We start from the raw sequence: 1283 nt of genomic DNA, 5'->3' as shown, positions 1-1283 counted from the left end.
CTGAGCACCGGAAGCTTCGGTGTTCGCCAGGTAGCCCTGTTGTTTGCTGGTTGCGCCAGCCAGCAGGTTACCGCCGGTCCAGTTCACGCCCAGTTTGCTTACGTTATCCTGTTTAGTGCCATCAGCAGCCTGGCAGTTAGAGACGTCAATGGTGAAAGATTTCGGTTTCAGGTAAGTATCCGCTGCTGCCGCTTTAACTTCAGTCAGGGTTACCGGAGACAGGTAAACGTTCGCATTGCTGCCCTGGCCGTTAACGGAAACAGTACAGGATACATCGGTAACTTTACCGAAGAAATTAACCTGGCCGCCGCCAACAGTGGTATCAGCTGCATGGGCAGCAGTCATGCCAAAAAACGCGGTTGCCATTGCTGCAGAGAGAAGAACCTTTTTCATAGCCATTTCCTTGTCAGAGTGAATTACGAATCAATGAGCACACTGTGAATTCGCATAGAACCAGAAACATCAGGCGATGCTGATTTATGCCACTGCTATACCGAATCAACTTGAAGATGCAGGCTTGAGAACCTGAAAATTATCATTAATTCGAGATGCCAAAGAGCCTGCGATCTCTGGAAGAGTCACAGTAAAAAATTGGTCTATTGCCGCCTTGAAGTCCCGTTTACTTTTGAAGTAAACGTTGTTCCTCGACTTCTCATTCATTACTTTCCAAAGCCGCTCTATTGGATTGAGGTTTGGGCTGTAAGGTGGAAGATAATGCAGCTCGATATTAAGGACAAATGCCGCATCTCTGACCAAGTCACTACGGTGATATCCCGCACCATCTAAAATGATATGAAGCTTATGAGCTAACGGATAACTCTCTCTTAACTTACAGAAAAAGCGAACTATCGTTTCACTGTTAATGCTCTCATAATCATCAATAGAAATCATGGTCTGACTCCAGCCTTCAGAAGCCAGCAAAACAGCCTTAATACGGTCGCAAACTCGACTATCACGTTCAATATCGTGCATTTGTTCGAGTTGCAGTTTCTGTTGAGGAGTCAGTGTAATTTTCATGGTTTCTAGCGTGAACCTGATTCTAAAAAAAATCAAGCATCTGAATCGCCACGGGTGAAGTGGTCAACAAAAACTGGCCACCGCGTTAGAGTTTTTCCAGTATCGGTTTTCTGATTCGTTTGGCGGTAACCCACCATTATATTCGTGCGGTCTTAGTGCGCTGTAATATCCAACGATATAGTCCTGACCTGCCCCCACGATTAGATACAACACTCAGTTAGTAACGTCGGAATCTTCATTCTCAGAATGACCCTTTCTCCAGCCCG

At 45.8% G+C, this 1283-nt stretch carries 3 pseudogenes; all 3 read right to left on the bottom strand.

From position 1 onward, the window contains the following. Nucleotides 1-393: pseudogene (gene mrkA / locus AX755_RS21580) on the bottom strand (type 3 fimbria major subunit MrkA); the annotation flags it as partial. A 105-nt stretch (nt 394-498) separates the two neighbouring features. Next, a pseudogene (locus AX755_RS21575) lies at nt 499-879 on the bottom strand (IS630 family transposase); the annotation flags it as partial. Between the two features lie 201 nt (nt 880-1080). Next, nucleotides 1081-1200 (bottom strand): annotated as a pseudogene (locus tag AX755_RS25495) (IS3 family transposase); the annotation flags it as partial. Between the last annotated feature and the right edge of the window lie 83 nt (nt 1201-1283).

It is taken from the genome of Enterobacter sp. SENG-6, assembly GCF_001605945.1.
Lineage (GTDB): Bacteria > Pseudomonadota > Gammaproteobacteria > Enterobacterales > Enterobacteriaceae > Enterobacter > Enterobacter cloacae.
Note: the sequence above shows the minus strand (reverse complement) of the source record. Positions and strands in the feature narration are given on the sequence as shown.